The sequence below is a fragment of the Nocardia sp. NPDC004068 genome (assembly GCF_042874315.1).
In the GTDB taxonomy this organism is placed as follows: Bacteria; Actinomycetota; Actinomycetes; order Mycobacteriales; family Mycobacteriaceae; genus Nocardia.
In genome coordinates this window covers 37,771-51,260 of the sequence record NZ_JBIAMW010000016.1, presented here as the reverse complement: position 1 = coordinate 51,260, position 13,490 = coordinate 37,771, and the positions used below count along the sequence as shown (strand labels likewise).

At 69.4% G+C, this 13,490-nt stretch carries 12 protein-coding genes; 1 reads left to right on the top strand and 11 read right to left on the bottom strand.

Annotated elements, in window-relative coordinates:
* Window positions 1-57: 57 nt before the first annotated feature.
* From ACFYTQ_RS31330 to ACFYTQ_RS31300, 7 genes are all read right to left on the bottom strand, one after another.
* Window positions 58-1,053 carry a sulfate/molybdate ABC transporter ATP-binding protein gene (locus ACFYTQ_RS31330; protein WP_387368811.1) on the bottom strand — a complete coding sequence of 332 codons (996 nt, stop codon included), beginning with the start codon at window positions 1,051-1,053 and terminating at the stop codon, window positions 58-60.
* On the bottom strand, window positions 1,050-1,859 hold the full coding sequence (gene cysW / locus ACFYTQ_RS31325; protein ID WP_387368809.1) for a sulfate ABC transporter permease subunit CysW: 810 nt from the start codon (window positions 1,857-1,859) through the stop codon (window positions 1,050-1,052). The genes ACFYTQ_RS31330 and cysW overlap by 4 nt, the downstream gene beginning before the upstream one ends.
* The gene (cysT, locus tag ACFYTQ_RS31320; RefSeq protein ID WP_387369018.1) at window positions 1,856-2,650 is read right to left on the bottom strand and encodes a sulfate ABC transporter permease subunit CysT; all 795 of its coding nucleotides are present in this window, start codon (window positions 2,648-2,650) and stop codon (window positions 1,856-1,858) included. The genes cysW and cysT overlap by 4 nt, the downstream gene beginning before the upstream one ends.
* 79 nt (window positions 2,651-2,729) lie before the next feature.
* The gene (locus tag ACFYTQ_RS31315; protein ID WP_387368807.1) at window positions 2,730-3,773 is read right to left on the bottom strand and encodes a sulfate ABC transporter substrate-binding protein; all 1,044 of its coding nucleotides are present in this window, start codon (window positions 3,771-3,773) and stop codon (window positions 2,730-2,732) included.
* Between the two features lie 193 nt (window positions 3,774-3,966).
* Window positions 3,967-4,056: an Ms4533A family Cys-rich leader peptide gene (locus ACFYTQ_RS31310; RefSeq protein WP_342773471.1), complete on the bottom strand. Its 90-nt coding sequence runs from the start codon at window positions 4,054-4,056 to the stop codon at window positions 3,967-3,969.
* Between the two features lie 157 nt (window positions 4,057-4,213).
* Window positions 4,214-4,477, bottom strand: coding sequence for a hypothetical protein (locus tag ACFYTQ_RS31305; protein ID WP_387368805.1), 264 nt, complete (start codon window positions 4,475-4,477; stop codon window positions 4,214-4,216).
* A 146-nt stretch (window positions 4,478-4,623) separates the two neighbouring features.
* Window positions 4,624-4,860 carry a hypothetical protein gene (locus ACFYTQ_RS31300; RefSeq protein ID WP_387368803.1) on the bottom strand — a complete coding sequence of 79 codons (237 nt, stop codon included), beginning with the start codon at window positions 4,858-4,860 and terminating at the stop codon, window positions 4,624-4,626.
* A gap of 128 nt (window positions 4,861-4,988) precedes the next feature.
* Between ACFYTQ_RS31300 and ACFYTQ_RS31295 the strand changes: the two genes are divergently transcribed.
* Window positions 4,989-7,031, top strand: a complete 2,043-nt coding sequence (locus ACFYTQ_RS31295; RefSeq protein ID WP_387368801.1) for a glycoside hydrolase family 15 protein — start codon at window positions 4,989-4,991, stop codon at window positions 7,029-7,031.
* Window positions 7,032-7,064: 33 nt separating this feature from the next.
* Here the strand turns inward: ACFYTQ_RS31295 and ACFYTQ_RS31290 are convergent, their stop codons facing one another.
* The 4 genes from ACFYTQ_RS31290 to lepA all read right to left on the bottom strand — a co-directional run bounded on the left by ACFYTQ_RS31290 (window position 7,065) and on the right by lepA (window position 13,360).
* Window positions 7,065-7,319: a hypothetical protein gene (locus ACFYTQ_RS31290; RefSeq protein ID WP_387368799.1), complete on the bottom strand. Its 255-nt coding sequence runs from the start codon at window positions 7,317-7,319 to the stop codon at window positions 7,065-7,067.
* Between the two features lie 61 nt (window positions 7,320-7,380).
* Complete coding sequence (locus ACFYTQ_RS31285; RefSeq protein ID WP_387368797.1) at window positions 7,381-9,174, bottom strand: hypothetical protein; 1,794 nt, start codon at window positions 9,172-9,174, stop codon at window positions 7,381-7,383.
* Window positions 9,171-11,300, bottom strand: coding sequence for a hypothetical protein (locus ACFYTQ_RS31280; protein WP_387368795.1), 2,130 nt, complete (start codon window positions 11,298-11,300; stop codon window positions 9,171-9,173). The genes ACFYTQ_RS31285 and ACFYTQ_RS31280 overlap by 4 nt, the downstream gene beginning before the upstream one ends.
* Before the next feature lie 212 nt (window positions 11,301-11,512).
* Window positions 11,513-13,360 (bottom strand): translation elongation factor 4, encoded by a 1,848-nt coding sequence (lepA, locus tag ACFYTQ_RS31275; protein ID WP_387368793.1) that lies wholly within the window; start codon window positions 13,358-13,360, stop codon window positions 11,513-11,515.
* Between the last annotated feature and the right edge of the window lie 130 nt (window positions 13,361-13,490).

Below are 13,490 nucleotides of genomic sequence, written 5' to 3'. Positions count from 1 at the left end.
GCAATCACCTTGCTGGGGGTTTGCCAAGCAGAGGACACGGGGTTGTCCGGGCGGGTGTCAGGCGCTGGGCAGGTCCGGGATTCGGGTGGCGCGGGCGTAGACGGTCTCACCGTCGTTGAGCCGCAACGCTTCCGCGTCGCCGCGGGTCACCTGGGCGGTGAACAGGTCGCCGGTGGCGGCGTTGCGCAGTTCCAGGCGCACCTCGAAGCCGAGGTGCACGACGCGCTCGACCGTCGCCCGGGTGACGCCGGCGGATTCGGCGGTGCCCTCGTGCTCGGCCAGGGCCATGCTCGGGTCGCGGCCGATGCGGATGTCGTGCGGGCGCACCAGATGTCCGTTCAGCTTGGCGACCGCGCCGAGGAACGACATCACGAAATCGTTTGCGGGACGGTCGTACACGTCCTCGGGCGTGCCGACCTGTTCGATGCGCCCCTTGTTCATCACCGCGATCCGGTCGGCGACGTCGAGCGCCTCCTCCTGATCGTGGGTGACCAGCACGGTGGTCACGTGCACCTCCTCGTGCAGCCGCCGCAGCCAGGTGCGCAGATCGTGGCGCACCTTGGCGTCGAGCGCGCCGAACGGCTCGTCGAGCAGCAGCACCTGCGGGTCCACGGCCAGCGCGCGGGCCAGGGCCATGCGCTGACGCTGGCCGCCCGACAGCTGCGAGGGGTAGCGGTGCTGGAAGCCGTCGAGGCCGACGATGCCCAGCAATTCGTCCACGCGGCGGGTGATCTCGCGCTTGGGCCGCTTGCGGATCTTCAGGCCGAAGGCCACGTTGTCGCGCACGGTCATGTGCTTGAACGCCGCGTAGTGCTGGAACACGAAGCCGATGTCGCGCTTCTGCGGCGGCACCCGGGTCACGTCCCGGTCGGCGATGACCACCAGGCCCGAATCCAGCGATTCCAGTCCGGCGATCGAGCGCAGCAGCGTCGACTTGCCCGAACCGGACGGGCCGAGCAGCGCGGTCAGCTCCCCGGAGGGGATCTCGAGACTCACGTCGTCGAGGGCGGCGAACGAACCGTAGCGTTTGTTCGCGTTGGTGACGGTGATCATTTCGCAGTGCCCCGCTTGCGTTCGAGGAGGGTCATCAGGATCAGGGTGACGAGCGCCAGGCCCATCAGCAGGGTCGCCGCGCAGTACGCGCCGAAGGTGTTGTGGTCGTTGATGTATCGGCCGTGCACCAGCAGCGTCAGCGTCTGCGAGATGCCGGGCAGCGCCGAGGACACCATGATCACGCCGCCGAATTCGCCGAGGGCGCGCGCGACGGTGAGCACGATGCCGTAGGTCAGGCCCCAGCGGATGGCGGGCAGGGTGATCCGCCAGAACGTCTGCCAGCGCGTCGCGCCCAGGGTGGCCGCGGCCTGTTCCTGATCGTCGCCGATCTCGTGCAACACCGGCACGACCTCGCTGACCACGAACGGCAGCGTCACGAAGATGGTGGCCAGCACCATGCCCGGCAGCCCGAAGATCACCTTGAAGCCGAGATTCTCCACGCCGCCGAACCAGCCGTGCACACCCCACAGCATGATCAGCGAAACACCCACCACCACAGGCGAAACCGCGAACGGCAGATCCACCACGCCCTGAATCAGGGTGCGGCCCGGGAAGTTTCCGCGCACCAGCGCGATCGCGGTGATCACGCCGAACACCACGTTGAGCGGGACCACGATCGCCACGATCAGCAGCGACAGATCGAACGCGGAGATGGCGGCCGGGGTGGTGATCGATTCGAAGAACGCGCCGAGGCCGCGTTCGAAGCTGCGCCACAGGATGATGATCAGCGGCGCCACCAGCAGCACGAACAGGTACGCCAGCGCGAGCACGCGCAGCGAGAGCCGGGTCGGGGTGGACAGTTTCATCGCGTCGACTGCTCCTTGCGTGCCGTGCGGTCGGCGACGACCCGCAGCACCAGCAGGGTGGCGAAGGAGATCACCAGCAGCGCCACCGACACCGCCGCGGCGTTCATCGGCCGATCCACCTCGATCTGCTGCTGGATGTACTGCGAGGCCACCTGGGTGTGGCGGGGGATGTTGCCGCCGATGAGCACGACCGAACCGTATTCGCCGATGGCCCGGGCGAAGGCGAGCCCGCCGCCGGAGATGATCGCCGGGGCGAGCGTGGGCAGCACGATCTTGCGGAAGGTGGTGAGGTTGTCCGCGCCCAGCGAGGCCGCGGCCTGCTCCACCTCCTTGTCGGTCTCGATCAGCACCGGCTGCACCGAGCGGACCACGAACGGCAGCGTGACGAAGGTCAGCGCCACCACCAGGCCCGGCTGGGTGGCGTTGAAGTGCACACCCACCGGGCTCTCCGGGCCGTAGAGCGACAGCAGCACGATGCTGGCGACGATCGTCGGCAGCGCGAAGGGCAGGTCGATCAGCGCGTTCACGATGCCCTTGCCCGGGAACTCGTCGCGCACGAGCACCCAGGCGACCAGGGTGCCCATCACGACGTTGACCAGGGCCACCACCACCGAGACGAGCACCGTCACCCGCAGCGCGTCCAGCGCGGCGGGTGCGGTGACGGCGTCCCAGAACCCCGACCAGCCCTCGTCGAAGGAGTGGAAGGTCAGCGCGGCCAGCGGGAGCAACACGATCAGGCTGAGCCACAACACCGCGGTGGCGATGCCGAGCGGCCCGACCGAACCGGTCATCCGCAGCCAGGAGCGGCGTGGTCGTTGTCCGATACTGCTGTCGGTCACGATCGTCGAGTATTCCCGAGTGGTCCCTGCGCTACTTGGTGGCCTTGTCGTAGATCACCGCGACACTGCCCGTGTTGGGGGTGAACAGGTCCTTGTCGACCTGCTTCCACCCGCCCAGGTCGGCGATGGTCCACACCTTGCCCGGCGTCGGGAAGTCCTTGGCGAACTCGCTGGTGACCTTCGGGTCGACGGGCCGGAAGCCGGCCTGCGCGAACGCCTTCTGGCCGGCCTCGGTGAACAGGAAGTCCTTGAACTTCACGGCCTTGTCGAGGTTCTTGGAGTTCTTCAGCACCGCGACCGGGTTCTCGATCTTGAACGTGGTCGGCGGCAGCACGTGCTCGATCGGATCGCCGTTGCGCTCGGAGAACAGCGCCTCGTTCTCGTAGCTGAGCAGCACGTCACCGGTGCCCTGGAGGAAGGTGTCGGTCGCCTCGCGGCCCGACTTGGGCTGCACCTTGATGTGGTCCTTGGAGATGAGCTGGCTCAGGTAGTCCAGGCCCGCCTGCGGGTTCTTGCCGCCCTCGCTCTTGGCCGCGTACGGGGCGAGCAGGTTCCACTTGGCCGAACCGGAGCTGAACGGGTTGGGGGTGACCACCTCGACGCCGGGCTTGAGCAGATCGTCCCAGTCCTTGATGCCCTTGGGGTTGCCCTTGCGGACCGCGATCACGACCACCGAACCGAACGGAATTCCCTTGTGCGCGTCGGCATTCCAGCTCGCGTCGACCTGACCGGAGTCGACCAGGCGGGTGATGTCGGGCTCGACGGAGAAGTTCACCACATCGGCCTCGGCCCCGTCCTTGACCTTGCGGGACTGGTCGCCCGACGCGCCGTAGCTCGCCTGCACGCCGACGCCCTTGCCGCCCTCGGTCTTGTTGAACTCGGGGATGACCTTGTCGAAGCCGGGCTTGGCGACCGAGTAGGCGAACAGCGTCAGCGAGCTGCTGCTGCCGCCCCCGTTGCCGCCGGAGGTGTCGCTGGCTCCGCCACCGCAGGCGGTCAGGGTGACGGCCGCCAGCGCGGTGAGCGCGACGGCGGCGGTACGTCGACGCGAGAAGAGCCGGGAACTGCGAGACATCGGGTGAACCTTTCCTGCTGCCCGCCAGCACGGATACGAGAGTCGTGGCGGAACGTTGGGGTGCCGAGAGGATCCGCCGCACGGGTCGTGCGGCAGTGGCGCGGCTACGGCTGACGCCGCGGGAACGGGTTCGGTCTGCGAAAGTGCGCGCCAATTCTAACGGGAGTTACGCGCAGCCGAACCCGGTGCGAATTCAGCGACAGTAGATATCGGCGACCACGAGGCAACGCACCGCGATCAACGCCAATTCGTGGCGGACCTGCGGCACAACGCTCGATGACACGGGCAAACCTTAACAGAGCGGGCGCTAACCTCGCGAATCACCCGAATGGAAACGACGGAGGTGAAGCGGATCCGCGGGCCGCCCTCCCGGGGGAAGCGACAGGAGGCCCCGCGGCATGCCGGGGGCCTCGTCGAGGGTGCTGATGAACCGGGGGGGTCTAGTCCTCGTCGACCTCGGGCGGACTCTCCAGCAAATCGAGGATCCACTCCTCCGAGGCGGTCTCCTCGCCGTCCTCCCCGTCCTCGTCCACCCGCAGCCGGTTGTGCAGGCGCACCCCGAGGCCGAGCAGCTGGGCGGCCCGGACCATCTCGATCGCCTCCTCCGGGGAGGCGTAGTGGGTGGCGATCAGGCGAGGGCTCTCTTCGAGTTCGTCGGACTCCAGCAACTGTTCGAGTCCCGCGAAATCCTCATCGGTTGGCATGGGGTGCACAGTACCGAACCGCGCCGACATCGGGGGTGGCCCGTGCGCCGAAGGGCGGCGTTCGGGCGGTCAACGGGTGAGCAACCAGGCCACGACGACGAGTACGAGCAGGGCGATCAGCGCGAGCTGCACCCGCGAGCGCGGCATCAGACCGGCTCCTTTTCCCGACGCACCGGCCGCGGCGCGTCCGGACGGGGTTCGGCGACGACGGCCCGGTCGCGCCCGAGGGCCCGCAGCGCCACGCGCAGCCCGCGATCGAGCAGATACGCGAGGGCGAAGCTCACCGGGACCATCCCGACCAGGACCACGGCGAACTGCGGCACGAACGGCAGCCCGGCGACCCACAGTTCGAAGCCGTCCCACCAGCCAGCGATGTGTTGCACGCCTCCAGCCTAGTAGCCGCGCCGCTCGGCGGAACCGGCCCGGTCGCTGTGGACGCGACCGGCCGGAACCGGCCCGGTCGGGTCCCGTCTCTGTGGACGCGCTCGCCCGGGGCACCCATGATTGGGACATGGCGTCCTTCGATGAACCGATCAGCGACGAACCCCTCGACCCCGACCTCGACGCGGAGATCATCCCGGTGCGCCGCGACGCGCTCGCCGACATCCCCGACATCGATCTCGCGGGCGGCTTCGTCCCGGCGCATCTGGGCACCACCCACAAATCCATCTTCCCGCCCATCGACGACTACGCCTTCCTGTCCGACTGCGAGGTCAACTGCCTCATCGCCCGCAACGGCGCGGTGGAGTGGATGTGCCTGCCGCGCCCCGACTCCCCCAGCGTGTTCGCCGCGATGCTCGATCGCAGCGCGGGCCACTTCCGGGTCGGGCCCTACGGGGTGAACGTGCCCGCCGCGCGGCGCTACCTGCCCGGCGGCATGATCCTCGAGACCACCTGGCAGACCGACACCGGCTGGCTGATCGTGCGCGACGCGCTGGTGCTGGGCCCCTGGCACAACAACGACAAGCGCAGCCGCACCTACCGCCGCACCCCGATGGACTGGGACGCCGAGCATCTGCTGCTGCGGACGGTGAAGTGCGTGAGCGGCGTGGTCGAACTCGAGGTCAGCTGCGAGCCCGCCTTCGACTACCACCGCGCCGCGGCCACCTGGGAGTACACCGGCGAGGTCTACGAGCAGGCCACCGCGCGCTGCGAGGGCGAATTGCCCTGCGACAACCTGACTCTCACCACCGATCTGCGGCTCGGCCTCGAGGGCCGGGAGGCGCGCGCCCGCAGCCGGATGCGCGAGGGCGACGAGGTGTTCGTGGCGCTGTCGTGGTCGGTGCTGCCGCCGCCGCGCAATTTCGCCGAGGCCGCGCAGAAGATGTGGCAGACCACCGAATGTTGGCGGCAGTGGATCACTCTCGGCAAGTTCCCGGACCATCCCTGGCGCGGGTACCTCCAGCGCAGCGCCCTCACCCTCAAGGGCCTGACCTACGCGCCGACCGGGGCGCTGCTCGCGGCGGCGACCACCTCACTGCCGGAAACCCCTGGGGGCGAACGCAACTGGGACTACCGCTACTCCTGGGTGCGCGATTCCAGTTTCGCGCTGTGGGGGCTGTACACGCTCGGGATGAACCGCGAGGCCGACGACTTCTTCGCGTTCCTGCACGACGTCGCCACCGACGGCGACGGCGATCCGCTGCCGTTGCAGGTGCTCTACGGCGTCGGCGGCGAACGCGAGATCACCGAGGCCGAGCTGAACCACCTCTACGGCTACGACGGCGCGCGCCCGGTGCGCATCGGCAACGGCGCCTACAACCAGCAGCAGCACGACGTCTGGGGCGTGCTGCTGGATTCGGTGTACCTGCACGTGAAGTCGCGGCAGCAGGTCCCGGAGACGTTGTGGCCCATGCTCGAACAGGCCGTGCAGGGCGCGATCGACAACTGGCGCGAACCCGATCGCGGCATCTGGGAGGTGCGCGGGGAACCCCAGCACTTCACCTCGTCGAAGATCTTCTGCTGGGTGGCGCTGGATCGCGGCGCGAAACTGGCCGAGATGCACGGCGAACTCGACTTCGCCAAGAAGTGGTCCGACATCGCCGAGGAGATCCACGCCGACGTCCTCGAGCACGGCGTCAACGACAAGGGCGTGTTCACCCAGACCTACGGCGGCGACACCCTCGACGCGTCGCTGCTGCTGATCCCGCTGGTCCGCTTCCTGCCCGCGACCGACGCCCGGGTGCGCGACACCGTGCTGGCCATCGCCGACGAGCTCACCGATCACGGCCTGGTGCTGCGCTACCGCACCGAGACCACCGACGACGGATTGTCCGGCGCGGAGGGCACTTTCACGATCTGCTCGTTCTGGCTGGTGTCCGCGCTCGTCGAGATCGGCGAGGTCTCCCGCGCCCGGCGGCTGTGCGAGCGGCTGCTCGGCTACGCCAGCCCGCTGGAGCTGTTCGCCGAGGAACTCGATCCGCGGACCGGGCGGCACCTGGGCAACTATCCGCAGGCGTTCACCCATCTGGCCCTGATCAACGCCCTCACCCACGTGATCCGGGCCGAGCAGTCGGTGTCCTCCGGCGACTTCCACCCGGCCCACCGGGCCTGAGCAGGAGCCTTGCCCTACGCCCCGGACACAGGGTCAGCTCGGGGTGCAGGCGATGGTGTCGAAGTCGGCCTGCCCCCGCCACTCCGGGCGGGCACGCAGGCGGGCCTGGTTGACCCCGTTGCGGGCCTGCACGGTGACGGGCGCGAGATCCTGGCCGTCCCATGTCTTGGCGGTGCAGGTGTAGTTCAGCGGCGCCCGGGGCGCGGCCTCGGCCGCGGGGGCGACGAACGCGACGGCCGAACCGAGCAACAGACCGACCGGCAGCCCGGCGAGCAGTGTGGTACGCAAAATACTTCCTCCGCGAATCGGGTTTCGGCGTAACTTACCGCACCCGCCGCGCGCGGGCAGCTCAGATCGCGTCGGCCCGCTCGCGCAGGTCGCGCAGCGACACCAGCGTGGACTCGATATCGGTGAGGCGGCGGTTGCGGCCCTCCGGGGAGTGCACGGCCGCGGCTTCCTCGGCGGCGCGCAGGGATTCGTCGACCGAGCGCAACGTCTGGTTGGCCAGCGTGGTGAAGTGGTCGCGCAGCGTCCGCTGCACCGCGCGCAGCCGATTGCGGGATTCCTTGCCCACCTGGAAGATCACATCGTCCATCAGCCGCGCGACCGCCACCTTGGCCTCGGCCTGGCGCTTCTCCCGGCGCAGCTTGCGGTCCTCCCACAGCGCGTACGCGCCGAGCAGGATCGCGGCCGTGCCCGAGTACCAGTTCACCGGCGGCAGCCCGGCCACGCTCGCCAGCAGCACGCCGACCATCAGCAGACCGCCGTAGCCGCCGCGCATCACGTTCAGAACCGGTTGGATCACACCGACTTTCGCGCTGCCCAGCGGTTCCAGCGAGGCGACCGGCTCGAGCACCTCGCCCGGCTTCTCCAGCCGCAGATCCGGCATCGGCACGTCGCGGTCGGTGCCGAACTTGTTGCCCACCTGCTCGGCCAACTCCACCGAACGGTAGTGCGCGATGACGAAGTTCTCCTCGACCGCCTCGCAGATTCGCGCGTCCAGATCCGCGCCGAACTCGGCCCACTTGCGGGCCGGATCCTGCTTCGAGATCTCGTTCTCCGCGTCGCGAATCAGGCTGCGCAGCCGGTGGCGCAGGTCGTGTTCGATATCGGCCATCAGTTCGGCGCAGCCGTCGGCGAGGGTGACCTGCCAGTTGGCCGAACGCTGACGCAGATCGTCGGCCTCGGCGCGCAGCATCCGCAGCCGATCGGTGATCTCACCGTAGCGGCGCGGATCGCGCAGGGTCTCGGCCTCGCTGCGCAGGGCCAGCGCCAGATGGTCGGTGATCATCCGGATATCGCGCACCGCGGCCTCGCGGGCCACCGAGTCGGCGCGGCCCAGCACGTAGTCGCGGATGTGGTCGATCAGTTGCGGCACACCGGATTCCAGATCGCGGCGGCGGTCGTGCCCGGCCTGGAGGTACATCTCGGCCGAGATCGGGGCGACCGCGAAACCGAGTCCGGCGTTGTCGAGCAGGGTCCGGTTGCGCTGCTGCACCTGGGCCCAGTGCGGGAACCGGTCGATCTTGTTGAGCACGCAGATGACCGTCGGGCACACCTGCTGGATGCGTTGCAGCTGCGCGATCTGCTCGGGGCCGTACTCCACCGCGGCCTCGCAGACGTAGAGCACGGCGTCGGCGGCGGCGATCAGCGACCAGGTGGTGGAGGTGTCGGCGGGGGCGCCGGGGGCGTCCATCACCACGAAGCCCTCGGCCAGCAGCGGACTGGGCGCGGCGAACTCGGCGCGGATCACGCCCTCGGCGGCCAGCGCCGAACCCGGCTCGTGCGGGTCGATGGGCAGCCGTTCGGTGCGCCCGGCGACCGTGGCGCGGACCAGCGTGGCGGCCGGTTCGGGCCCGTACTCGGCGATGACCGGCACGCCGACGGGAGTTTCGGTGGGGCTCACCGTCATTCCGACCAGACCGTTGACCAGGGTGCTCATCCCGTTCTTGGGTTCACCCACGACCACCAGCCGCACCCGCGGATCGGCGACCCGCGCGCGCGACATCACCAGGCGCGCGGTCAGATCCGCGCGGCCGGACGCGCGCGTCTGCCCGAGCAGCTCGTCGAGCAGCCCGAGCAGGGGCGCCATCGCGTCCGGATGCTTGGCGGTGCCAGTGTCCAGTTCCGTCGTTCCCGTCACAGCGTCATGTGTAGGTCGGCGACCGGATGGAGCACCGGGTGATGCAGTTCGGCGTAGGTCGTGTCGGGCATCAGCTGGGTGGACAGGTCACCGCCCGAGGCCACCAGCAGGCCGCCGTGATCGCCGGTCCACGGGGTGTGGTCGTAGGTGTCGACCACGTGCGAAACCGGTTTCACCGGAACCTGATTGGTGGGCACGACCGCGCCCGGATGCGGATCGACCGGGGCCACATGGGTTCCCGTACCGCCCGTCTCGCCCCCGTCCGGCCGGATGGTCGGCTGCGGTTGCTGGGTGGTCGGGGCCGTGCCGTGATTCGCGGTGGTCGGCGCGGTGTTGTCCGCCGACGGGGTGGAACCGTGCGTGCCGGTGGGGTCGGCGGCGTGCCCCGTCGTGCCACCGTCCGAATCGTGGGTGGTGGTCGGCGTTCGCGTCGAATCCGAACCGCCGCCCGTGGTGCCGGTCGGACCGCTCGAGTCGTCGTCGGTGGCGTCGCCGGGCCGTGTCGTGGCGCCGCCGGTGTGGGTGGTGCCGCCGCCCGGCTGCGTCGTGCCGGAATCGCCGGGGCGCGTGGTGGTTCCGCCGGTGTGCCCGGTGGTCGAGTCGCCCGGGCGCGCGGTGGTCGCGTCCCCCGGCTTGGTGAGCACGGTGGGCGGCACGCTGACGTGCGGCACCGTGCTCGACTTGTCGGCGTCGGCCGGCGAGGTCGGCGTCTTGCCGGTGGTCGTCGGCTCCCCGGTGGCGGTGCGGCCCGCGTGGCCGCCCGGGGTCGTCGTGATCGTCGATCCGGTGTCGGCGTGCGCGACCGCGGGCACCGCCACCAGGGGCGCCACATGGGTCGGCAGCACGGTCGCGATCGGACTCGCCCCGGCCTCGGCGGCGTGCGGCCCGGTCTGCAACGGCGTCGCGGCCACCGGCTGCACCATCGGCGGCGCGGGCGGAGCCGTGATCGCTTGCGGCACAGCGACATTCGTGACCGGGGCCGAGACGACCGCGGGTGCGGCGGGCGCGGCGGCGAGCACCGGAACCCCCGGAGCCCCGCTGACCGGCGGGAACGCGCCCGGCGTCGCGGGCGTACCCGCGGGCGCGGCGAACGCGGGCGCGCCGGAGGTCGCGGCCTGCGGACCGGACTGCGCGCCCAGCTGCGAATGCGATCCCGTCGAGCCGTGGCCCTGCGAATCACCGCCCGTGGGAAGATGATTCACCCCCGACCCCAGCCAGTGCGAGTAGTCGTCCAGCTGATCGCCCACGTCGCCGACCGCGAAATCGACCTTCGCCTCGGTGGTCACCCAGATTCCGTCGAGGCCGACGTGCGCGTCGACCTTCACCTCGGTGCCGAGGAATACGCCCGGATTGCCGCCGCCGACGCCGTGGAAGGCGTGCTCGGGCTGTCCGGCCGCGTCGGGCAGGCCGAAGCCGCCCGCGCCGAGTCCGTTCATCCCGGGCAGCGACAGGCCGTTGGTGCCGGGCAGCCCGAGGCCGTGGTTCAGCGGCAGCGCCGTCGAATGTCCGTCCGCGCCCGGCAATCCCGATTCGGCGGACCCGTGCGCGGGATGGGTGGGCAGGCTGGGCAGTCCGAACCCGGACGAACCGTGCTCGCTACCCGGCAGGCCGAACGGCGCGTTCGAGCCGGTCGAATCGTCCAGGGTCGGCAGGCCGCCGATGCCCGGCACGCCCTCCCCCGCGTTCGGGTCGTAGTTCTCGGTGCCGCTGGGCGGCAGATGCATGCTCGGCGCGCCCGCACCGACGGTGCCGTCGAGTTCGGGCAGGCCGAAGCCGCCCGATCGCGGCGGCAGCGGCTGCGCGGCGGGCAGCGGGGCGGCGACGGACGTGGGCCCGTGCGAACCCAGTTGTGGCGGTACCGAATTCGGCGCGGGGTCCGGGTAGGACATCACCGGGCTGGGCGCGTCGGGGTGCGGGTCGTTGATCGCCCAGCCCGCGAAGTGGCTGCTGTCGTGCGATTCGTGGGACGGGGCCGGGCTGCCATTGGACGCGACGAGTGCGCCACCCGTCACGTATGCGCCTGCCCGGGCCACCCGCGCGACGCCGTTCGCGACGCGATACGCGGTTTCCCCCGCGTGATCGCCCGCGCCCGAATCGTCGTCGTCGAAGGGCAGGTCACGCGTCATACAAGCTCCGCTCTCAGGTGCTCGGTATCCGGACCGAACGGGTCATACGAAAAAGATCAGGTACACCATATGTTCCGGAAAACCCACCTGTCACATCATCCAGGTAAGGAGTTTCTGGGACTCTTCACGCTGTACAACCCTGCCAGCGCTCGAAACGTTACAGAAGACCCAGAATCACCCGGCAGACCCAACCGGTCACCTGCACAAGTTGCCTAGCGTTTCTCCTTGGCCTTGTCCGCCGCCGCCTCGTTGGACAGCGCGGCGACGAAGGCCTCCTGCGGTACGTCGACCCGGCCGATCGTCTTCATCCGCTTCTTGCCCTCCTTCTGCTTCTCGAGCAGCTTGCGCTTGCGGCTGATGTCGCCGCCGTAGCACTTGGCGAGCACGTCCTTGCGGATCGCGCGAATGTTCTCGCGCGCGATGACCTTCGACCCGACGGCCGCCTGGATCGGCACCTCGAACTGCTGGCGGGGGATGAGCTCCTTGAGCTTCTCGGTCATCTTGCGTCCGTACGCCTGCGCCGAATCCTTGTGCACGATCGCGGAGAACGCGTCCACGGCCTCGCCCTGCAACAGGATGTCAACCTTGACCAGATCGGCCTCCTGCTCCCCGGCCTCCTCGTAGTCCAGGCTGGCGTAGCCGCGGGTGCGCGACTTCAGCGAGTCGAAGAAGTCGAAGATGATCTCGGCCATCGGCAGCGTGTAGCGCAGTTCGACGCGGGTCTCCGACAGGTAGTCCATGCCGCCGAGTTCGCCGCGGCGGGACTGGCACAGTTCCATGATCGAGCCGATGAACTCGCTGGGCGCGATGATGGTGCACTTCACGATCGGCTCGTACACGCGACGCACCTTGCCTTCGGGCCAGTACGAGGGATTGGTCACCACATGCTCGGTCCCGTCCTCCATGACTACCCGGTAGACCACGTTGGGCGCGGTGGAGATCAGGTCCAGATCGAATTCGCGTTGCAGCCGCTCGCGGGTGATCTCCATGTGCAGCAGGCCCAGGAACCCGCAGCGGAAGCCGAAGCCCAGCGCCACCGAGGTCTCCGGGTCGTAGGTGAGCGCGGCGTCGTTGAGCTGCAATTTGTCCAGGGCGTCGCGCAGATCCGGATAGTCCGAGCCGTCCACCGGATACAGGCCCGAGTAGACCATCGGATGCGGTTCGCGATAGCCGGTCAGCGGTTCGGTCGCCCCGTCACGCGCGGTGGTGACCGTGTCACCCACCTTGGACTGCCGCACGTCCTTCACGCCGGTGATGAGGTAGCCCACCTCGCCCACGCCCAGCCCCTGCGTGGGTTTCGGCTCCGGCGAGACGATTCCGATCTCGAGCAGTTCGTGGGTGGCCCCGGTCGACATCATCTTGATCTTCTGCCGCGGGGTGAGCTTGCCGTCGACCACGCGCACGTAGGTGACCACGCCGCGATAGGTGTCGTAGACCGAATCGAAGATCATCGCCCGCGCGGGCGCCTCGGCCGCGCCCTGCGGCGGCGGCACCTGGCGGATGACCGCGTCGAGCAGTTCGGGCACCCCGACCCCGGTCTTGCCCGAGACGCGCAGCACCTCCTCCGGCTCGCAACCCACGATGTGGGCGAGTTCGGCGGCGTAGCGATCCGGATCGGCGGCGGGCAGATCGATCTTGTTCAGCACCGGGATGACGGTGAGGTCCTTGTCCAGCGCGAGATACAGATTCGCCAGCGTCTGCGCCTCGATGCCCTGCGCGGCGTCGACCAGCAGCACCGCGCCCTCGCACGCCTCGAGCGCCCGCGACACCTCGTAGGTGAAGTCGACGTGGCCCGGGGTGTCGATCAGGTGCATGACGTAGTCGGTGCCGTCGACGGCCCACGGCAACCGCACGTTCTGGGCCTTGATCGTGATACCGCGTTCCCGCTCGATATCCATCCGGTCCAGGTACTGCGCGCGCATCTGCCGCTCCTCGACCACCCCGGTGAGTTGCAGCATCCGATCGGCCAGGGTCGACTTGCCGTGGTCGATGTGCGCGATGATGCAGAAGTTCCGGATCCGGGACGGATCGGTGAACGTCGTATCCGCGAAGCTGGGCACTCCACTCCCTCACAGGTGCTCGATGGACTGCCGCCCATCGTCCCATGAACTTCGGACACCCCCGTCCACCGGTACTGCCTCGCAGGGAGTGCACCCGGCTCGCCGCGCGGATGAGAACGGGCCCGCCCGC